At 61.8% G+C, this 7,349-nt stretch carries 6 protein-coding genes; 5 read left to right on the top strand and 1 reads right to left on the bottom strand.

The genetic code is table 11. The features are described from left to right. Positions 1-299 precede the first annotated feature (299 nt). The 4 genes from G9Q84_RS22335 to G9Q84_RS22320 are packed head-to-tail and all read left to right on the top strand — an operon-like array spanning position 300 to position 4,675. On the top strand, positions 300-1,286 hold the full coding sequence (locus G9Q84_RS22335) for a sugar ABC transporter substrate-binding protein (RefSeq protein ID WP_032890384.1): 987 nt from the start codon (positions 300-302) through the stop codon (positions 1,284-1,286). Continuing rightward, positions 1,286-2,809 carry a sugar ABC transporter ATP-binding protein gene (locus G9Q84_RS22330; RefSeq protein ID WP_181644108.1) on the top strand — a complete coding sequence of 508 codons (1,524 nt, stop codon included), beginning with the start codon at positions 1,286-1,288 and terminating at the stop codon, positions 2,807-2,809. The genes G9Q84_RS22335 and G9Q84_RS22330 overlap by 1 nt, the downstream gene beginning before the upstream one ends. After that, the gene (locus G9Q84_RS22325; RefSeq protein WP_081797839.1) at positions 2,802-3,752 is read left to right on the top strand and encodes an ABC transporter permease; all 951 of its coding nucleotides are present in this window, start codon (positions 2,802-2,804) and stop codon (positions 3,750-3,752) included. Before G9Q84_RS22330 ends, G9Q84_RS22325 begins: the two co-directional genes overlap by 8 nt. Then, positions 3,749-4,675, top strand: coding sequence for an ABC transporter permease (locus G9Q84_RS22320; RefSeq protein ID WP_181644107.1), 927 nt, complete (start codon positions 3,749-3,751; stop codon positions 4,673-4,675). Before G9Q84_RS22325 ends, G9Q84_RS22320 begins: the two co-directional genes overlap by 4 nt. Here the strand turns inward: G9Q84_RS22320 and G9Q84_RS22315 are convergent, their stop codons facing one another. Further along, positions 4,676-6,763: a TonB-dependent receptor family protein gene (locus G9Q84_RS22315; RefSeq protein ID WP_181644106.1), complete on the bottom strand. Its 2,088-nt coding sequence runs from the start codon at positions 6,761-6,763 to the stop codon at positions 4,676-4,678. It abuts the gene before it with no gap. A 205-nt stretch (positions 6,764-6,968) separates the two neighbouring features. Here G9Q84_RS22315 and G9Q84_RS22310 point away from each other — a divergent pair, with 205 nt between their 5' ends. Next, positions 6,969-7,304, top strand: coding sequence for a YceK/YidQ family lipoprotein (locus G9Q84_RS22310; RefSeq protein ID WP_099602043.1), 336 nt, complete (start codon positions 6,969-6,971; stop codon positions 7,302-7,304). The last annotated feature ends 45 nt before the right edge of the window (positions 7,305-7,349 follow it).

The following is a 7,349-nucleotide window of genomic DNA, read 5'->3' as shown; positions in this document are numbered from 1 at the left end:
AAGCCCGCTCACCACAGTTATGGTGCTCTCCTTAAGTGTTGTGTCAGCAAAAGTGCTAGGGCATTTGTGAGTGAAGAACTACAGCGCTTACACGCGCGGGGCAAGCCCGCTCACCACAGTTATGGTGCTCTTCTTAAGTGTTGTGTCAGCAACAGTGCTTGGGCATTTGTGAGTGAAGAACGACAGCGCTTACGCACTCATTATTTTCTATCCGACTGATTTTTATAGATAAAAAACCTGGCATGGCCTCTGCAAAGTCTCCTGGTGAACCCTTTCACCAGCCGCCCGCGGAGTCTTGTATGCCTTCCAGCCTTTCCTCGCTTACCCGTTTGATTTGCCTCGGCGTTGCTGTGCTGCTGGGCCACGCTGCCGTCGTCCACGCTGCCGAAGGCGATGATGCCGTGCCGTCCCTGGCCGGTAAGCGCATTGCGGTGAGCATGACCGGCACCAGTCATTATTTTGATATCAAGGCGTTCCAGGCCCAGGTGGATGAGATCAAGCGCCTGGGTGGTACGCCGATCACCCTCGACGCCGGGCGCAATGACAAGAACCTGGTGACCCAACTGCAAACCGTGGTCACCCAGAAGCCCGACGCGGTGATCCAGACCCTCGGCACCCTCAGCGTGATCGACCCGTGGCTCAAGCGCATCAGCAAGGCCGGGATTCCGCTGTTCACCATCGATGCGCCGTCGCAGTACAGCCTCAATAACACCACTTCGGACAACGTCGCCACCGGCAAAGCCCTGGCCGATCAACTGATCAAGGACGCTGGCGGCAAGGGCAAGATTCTGGTGTTCAACGGCTTCTACGGTGTGCCGGTGTGTGCGATTCGTTATGACCAGTTGAAGCTGGCGCTCAAGGATTATCCGCAGCTGGAAATCATCCAGCCCGAGCTGCGCGATGTGATCCCCAATACCGTGCAGGACGCCTACTCCCAAGTGTCGGCGTTGCTCAACAAGTACCCGGCGGGCAGCGTGTCGGCGATCTGGTCGGCCTGGGACATTCCGCAGTTGGGCGCGAGCAAAGCGTTGATCGATGCCAAGCGCACCGAGATCAAGACCTACGGCGTCGATGGCACCCCCGAAGTGCTGGCGCTGCTCGGTCAGGCGAACTCGCCGGTGGGCGCGGTGGTCGCGCAGCAACCGGCGCTGATCGGCAAGACGGCGGTGCAAAACGTGGCGCGCTACCTGGCCGGGCAACGTGACCTGCCCAAGGAAACCCATGTCGCCACCTTGCTGACCACCGCCGGCAACCTGGCACAGGTTCAACAGCTGCGGGGTGACTGATGGCGGCATTGCACCTGCAACACCTGCGCAAGCGCTTTGGCGCCACCCAGGCGCTGGATGATGCGAGCCTTAAGGTCGAGCGTGGCAGCATCCATGGGCTGGTGGGCGAGAACGGCGCGGGCAAGTCGACGTTGATCAAGATACTCGCTGGTATCCACACGGCCGACGCCGGGCAGGTGAGTATCGACGGCCAGGCCTATGCAGCGCTGTCGCCGCGTCAAGTGGACGCATTGGGCGTGCAGTTCATCCATCAGGAACGCCTGCTGCCCGCCAGTTTTACCGTGGGCGAAGCGCTGTTTTTTGGGCATGAGTTGCGCCGGGGGCCGTTTGTGGACCGGCGGCGGCAACAGCGTGAAGCGCAGCGCCTGCTGACGGAATACTTTGACCTGCAACTGCCGCCCGGTGCCTTGGTCGGCGAGTTGAACAGCGCCGAACGCCAGGTACTGCAAATCACCCGGGCGCTGATTCGCCAGCCGAAGATCCTGGTGTTCGACGAGCCCAGCGTGGCGCTGGTCAAGCGCGAGGTCGACCAGTTGCTGCGCATCGTCAAGCGCCTGCGCGACCAGGGGCTGTCGATCCTCTACATCTCCCACTACCTGCAGGAAATCGACAGCCTGTGCGATGACGTCACGGTGCTGCGCAACGGTCGGGATGTGGCGGTGGTGCAGCCACGGCACACGTCGAGCGCAGAGATTGCACGGCTGATGGTCAACCGCGACGTGCAGGAGATGTACCCCAAGGCCAAGGTCGAGTTGGGGGCGCCGCTGTTGCAGGTGCGCGGGCTGAGTCTGGCACGGCGTTATCGGCAAATTGACCTGGAGGTGCGCCGCGGAGAAATCGTCGGCCTCACCGGGTTGGTCGGTTCCGGCGCGAAGGAATTGTTCAAGACGCTGTTTGGTGTCGAGCGGGCCGACAGCGGCAGTGTGCATCTGGACGGGCGCTTGCTGCGCCTGCGTTCACCGGGCCAGGCGATTGCCGACGGCATCGCGCTGGTGCCCGAGGAACGGCGCAGTCAGGGCATCTCGCCGGTGTTGTCGGTGCTGGAAAACCTGACACTGGCGGGGCTCTCGCGGTTCAGCCGCTGGGGCTTGCTGAGCCGGCGCAGCGAGCAGATGGAAGCCGCGCGGTTGATTGAAGAACTGGCGATCAAGACGCCTGGGCCTCACGCCGCCGTTAGCCAACTGAGTGGGGGTAATCAGCAGAAAGTCGCCCTGGGTAAATGGCTCAGCCGCCGCTCGGCGGTGTACCTGCTGGATGAGCCCTGTGTGGGCGTGGACGTGGGCGCCAAGGTGGAAATCTATCGCCTGATTGGGCGCCTGGTAGAGGAGGGCGCAGCGGTGTTGGTGCTGTCATCGGATTTGCAGGAGTTGCTGGGGATCAGTGATCGAATTCTGGTGCTGCATCGCGGCGAGATTGCGGGTGAATTTCGTGCGGGGGAGGCTGACAGCGATCAGTTGCTCGCCTGTGCTACAGGCGCCGTGCCCGCTGCTGCTGTGCCGGTGCGGGAGGTCGAGCATGCTTGAGGTACTACTGAGACGGGGTTCGGTGGGCGTATTCCTGGCAATTTTGCTGGGGTTTGCCCTGGCGGCGCCGGGGTTTCTGTCGCTGGGCAACGTGGCCAATGTGTTCAGCCAATCAGCGATTCTCGGCGTGCTGGCCTTCGGGTTGACCTGCGTGATTATCGGCGGCGGCTCGAATGTGCTGGCCGGTGGGCTCGACCTGTCGCTGGCGGCCAATCTGGGGTTGTGCGCGGCCGTGTTCAGCCGCCTTAACAATGCCGGGCTGGAGCTTTGGCTCACCCTGCTGCTGACCTTGGGCTGCGGCCTGGCAGTCGGTCTGGTCAACGGCTTGGCCGTGGTGTTGCTGCGCTTGCCGCCGCTGTTGGCCACACTGGCGAGCATGAATGTGCTGGCGGGACTGGAATTGGTGCTGACGGAAAATACCGTGGTTTCCACCGACTCGCCGTTGCTGGACGTGCTCAGCGGCGGCAGTTGGCTGGCGGTGCCGGCACTGGCCTGGGTGTTGCTGCTGACGGCCGGGTTGCTGACCCTGTTGGTCCAGCATTCGGCCTACGGCCTGCGCCTGCATGCGGTGGGTGAATATCCCCAGGCGGCGCAAGCAGCGGGCATTCGCGTACGGGCTTATGGGGTGTCGAGTTACGCGCTGTCTGGCCTGTGCGCTGGTGTGGCGGCGTTATGTTCGGCAGCGTTTTTCAGCGGCAGCACCACGGGCTCCGGTGACATGTTGCTGTCGGTGGTGGCGATTGCCTTTCTGGGCGTGGTGTTTTCGCGGCGGCTGGTGGCAAGTATTCCTGGGACGTTGTTGGCGGCGTTGCTGATCGGTTTTCTGATCAATGGATTTCAGCTGCTCAACCTGTCGAATTTCTGGGTCAACGGTGTGCAGGGCGTGCTGATCCTGCTGGTGGTGGCCGCGTCCAGCGCATTGAATCGGGGAGCCGGCTCATGAACCCACGCGTCTTACTGCCGTTGACGTTGCCGCTGGTGTTTGGGGTGATCGTGTTGGTGTTTGCCTTGCAGGCGCCGGGCTTCCTGAGTGGCGGCAACCTCAAAAGCCTGGTGCTGAATAACTTCGTGCTGCTGGCGATTGTCGCCATCGGCATGACATACGCCGTGGCGGCGGGTGGCATCGACCTGTCAGTGGGCACGGCACTGGATTTCGCCAGTTTCAGTTTTGTGGTGTTGCTCAATGGTGGGCATGGCTGGGCAGTTGCCGCGACCGGGGCGTTGGTCGCGGCCCTGTTGGTCGGTGTGGTGAATGCCGGGTTGATCGCCGGCCTGCGGATCAGTCCATTCCTTGCCACCTTGGGCACGCTGTTTATCGGCACCAGTGCCCAGCAATTGCTCTCGGACGGCGGCCAGCCTATCTACATCAGCCAGGGTGTGAAGCCTGAACTGACCGGCCTTACGCCTTTGCTGATCGTGCTGGGACTGGCGTTGTTCTATGGCCTGGTATTGGCGCGCGGACGCCTGGGCCGCGAACTCCTGGCCCAGGGCACCCAGCCGCTGCTGGCGTATTACTCAGGCTTATCGGTGCAGCGAATCGTCACCGTCGTGGCCTTGGCGACTGCCTTGGCCTGTGGCGTGGCGGGGGTGTTGCTCAGTTCGACGGTCAGCGCCTATGTGCCGCTGTCGGGCAATGCGTTTTTGCTCAATGCCATCGGCGCGGTCTTTATCGGCACCACCTTGAGCCGGCAGGGGCGGGCGAATGTTCCCGGAACCCTGCTGGGGGTGTTGTTTATCAACGTGATCGCTAACGGCTTGCTGCTGATCGGCTGGAATTTCTACTGGCAGCAAGTGGCGACCGGCGTGCTGATTTTTGTGGTGCTGGCGTTCAGCTTTGCCAGTCGCCGGTTGCTGGAATCCCGCTGATCAGAACTGGTACTCGGCACCTGCGCCGGCGTACCACGAGCGGCCCGGTGCCGCTTCGTAGTAGCGACCGTTGCTGTCGCCGACGATGACTGAGCCGACGTACTGGCGGTCCAGCAGGTTGTCCAGGCGCAGGGTCTGGTGGAAGGTCCAGTGCTCGACTTTCTGTTCGAAGCGCGCGCGCCAGTTGAACACGCTGTAGCCCGGCGCGGCGTGCTGGCTGTTGGTGTCTTCGACGTAGACCTTGCTGCGGTACATGCCCTCGATGGCGGTGCTCACCCAGTCGCGGGGTTTCCAGTTGAGTTCGGCGAACAGCGTGGTTTGCGGTACGCCAGGGAGGTAGTTGCCCTTATCGACGGCGGTACTGGTGCCGCTGACGAAGTCGCTGTCGTAGGTGGCTTGCAGGCGGGTATAGGCGAGGCTGGTGGTCCAGTGTTCTGCGAGTTGGCTTTCGAGGCCCAGTTCGAAGCCGCGGCGTAGGGTGCGGCCGGCGTTTTGATAGGTGGAACGCCCTCCAACGGATTGCTGTATCACCAGTTCATCTTCGGTCGTGATCTGGAAGACGGCAGCGTTGATGCGTGTGTCTTGGCCAAGTCGTGCTTTCAAACCGACTTCGTACTGCGTGCTGACCGACGGTTTGAGCGCGAAGTTGAAACCGTTTGAGCTGCTGGAGTAGGCCGACTCGGCTTGTGTCGGCGTTTCAAATCCTTTGCCCGCGCTCACATAGCCGTGCAGGTCAGGCGTGAAAGCGTACATCACGCTGACCGATGGGGTGTTCTTCTGGTAGGTCTTGCTGCCGCTGTCGTCGCCGTCGGTACCGCTGACGAAGCGGTCGTCCACGTCCATTTTCATAGTGTTGTGACGCAGGCCGGCTTGCAGGGTCCAGTCGCCCAGCAACCAGTTGGCTTGCACGAACGGGTCGAGGCTGGTGGCGGTGTCGGTTTCATCGCGGCCCAAGGCGCCTTTGACGCCTTGCACCCCGTTGGCGGTGTTGGAATAACCTTGGCGATCATCCTGGCTGCGATCGTAGTCCAGGCCGGCGATCAGGGTCAGGTCGCCGGGCGCGCTGTTGATAGGTTGCAGCCAGTGGACAGAGCCGCCGTAGAACTTGCGGTCGAACGCTACTACGCCGCCGCGTTTGCCCGCGGGGATAGTGCCTGGAATCGACAAGTACTGAATCACACTCCTACGCCCCGTATAGGCATTTACCTGCAACGTCGCATCGCCGATGTAGCGCTCGTAATTCATCCCCAATTGCTGGTGATCGATGCTTTTGCGCGTGTTGTACGTCAGCGCGTTAATGCTCACCGAGCGCGGGTCCGCTTTGTACGCTTCCCACGTTTGCCCCAGCGGGTCCTGAGTGCCGTTCTGTTCCAGGCTGCTGTAGATCAGCGCCAGTTTGCTGTCGTCATCGGGCTGGACATTAAGCTTGGCAAAGGTCTGGTCCCGGCGTGCGCTGCTGTGGTCGCGGTAGCCGTTGGTGTCCATGCGCGAGGCGTCGAGCACAAAACCTGCGCCGTTGGTCGCGCCTTCGGCGCTCAGGTGGTTTTTGTTCAGGCCGTCGCTGCCGATCAGGGTTTCGGCGCCGATACGTGGCGGGCCTTCGCCGTCGCGGGAGAACATCTGGATCACGCCGCCGGCGTTGCTGCCGTACAAGGTGGCGGCCGGTCCGCGCAGCACTTCGATGCGTTCGGCGGTGTCGAGGTTGAATGTGGCCGCTTGGCCCTGGCCATCCGGGGTGCTGGCGGGGATGCCGTCGGCGATCAACTTGATGCCGCGTACGCCAAAGGCCGACCGGGCGCCAAAGCCGCGTGAGGAAATCTGCAGGTCCTGGGCGTAGTTTTGGCGGTTCTGCACCACCAGGCCGGGCACGCGGGACAGGGCTTCGGAGGCGTTGATACCCAATTGGCCGTCGCTGATCTGTTCGCGGCTGACACTGTCCACCGAATACGGCAGGTCGAACGTCGGGCTGGCGCTGCGCGAGCCGGTGACCACGCTGGGATCGAGGACCAGGGGCGCATCGTCGGCCAGGGCGGTGGTGCACAGGCCTAGCAGCAGAACAGCAAGGCGAGTGGGGATAATTGGGGTCATGATGAGGCCGGGTCTATGGCGCAACGCGAGTGATTGGCGTAGGCGTAAAAAGTGCGAGTTTAACGATTCAACCCTTGTTTTGCCGAATTCGTTGCAACTGGTCAGAACCGGAAGCGTCCTACGCTAGGCGTCGGTTCCGGATGCCTGAGCCGCGGGTTTCGCAGTGCTAGCTTCTCGCTCCCTGAATTTAAAAGAAGAATTAGATATGCGGACCCCTATCGTGCGGTTGTTGGTGTTGGTGGGCATGACGTTAATCATGGGCGGCTGCGGAACGGTCACCACGGTGTTTCGTGGTGATGACGTCACCGTGCGGGAGCTCAAGGGGAAAAAAACCTATTGTCAGTCTGTTCCGCGTGTCTACAGCGGCGTGGCGTATGACTTGTGCGTGCTGCATGGGCCGGCGAATTCTGCAGATGGGCTTTCGCTGAACGGAATTCCCTGGGCTGTTCTCGATGTGCCGGTATCCGGTGTTCTCGATACGCTCATCCTGCCCTACACGATCTACCGGCAACGTGCTGACGGGAGTGTTGAGCTTCGCTAACCCCTTGCGGCTAGCAGTTTCCCATCATTTTTAAGCTATAATCCC

This window comes from Pseudomonas sivasensis (assembly GCF_013778505.1).
Taxonomy (GTDB): Bacteria; Pseudomonadota; Gammaproteobacteria; order Pseudomonadales; family Pseudomonadaceae; genus Aquipseudomonas; species Aquipseudomonas sivasensis.
The sequence above is the reverse complement of the archived record's forward strand: the minus strand, read 5'-3'. Positions and strand labels throughout refer to the sequence as shown.

Excerpts from the sequence above, each read along its gene's own strand:
- G9Q84_RS22335 (WP_032890384.1), top strand. The coding sequence starts at position 300 with ATGCCTTCCAGCCTTTCCTCGCTTACCCGTTTGATTTGCCTCGGCGTT.
- G9Q84_RS22330 (WP_181644108.1), top strand. The coding sequence starts at position 1,286 with ATGGCGGCATTGCACCTGCAACACCTGCGCAAGCGCTTTGGCGCCACC.
- G9Q84_RS22325 (WP_081797839.1), top strand. The coding sequence starts at position 2,802 with ATGCTTGAGGTACTACTGAGACGGGGTTCGGTGGGCGTATTCCTGGCA.
- G9Q84_RS22320 (WP_181644107.1), top strand. The coding sequence starts at position 3,749 with ATGAACCCACGCGTCTTACTGCCGTTGACGTTGCCGCTGGTGTTTGGG.
- G9Q84_RS22315 (WP_181644106.1), bottom strand. The coding sequence starts at position 6,763 with ATGACCCCAATTATCCCCACTCGCCTTGCTGTTCTGCTGCTAGGCCTG.
- G9Q84_RS22310 (WP_099602043.1), top strand. The coding sequence starts at position 6,969 with ATGCGGACCCCTATCGTGCGGTTGTTGGTGTTGGTGGGCATGACGTTA.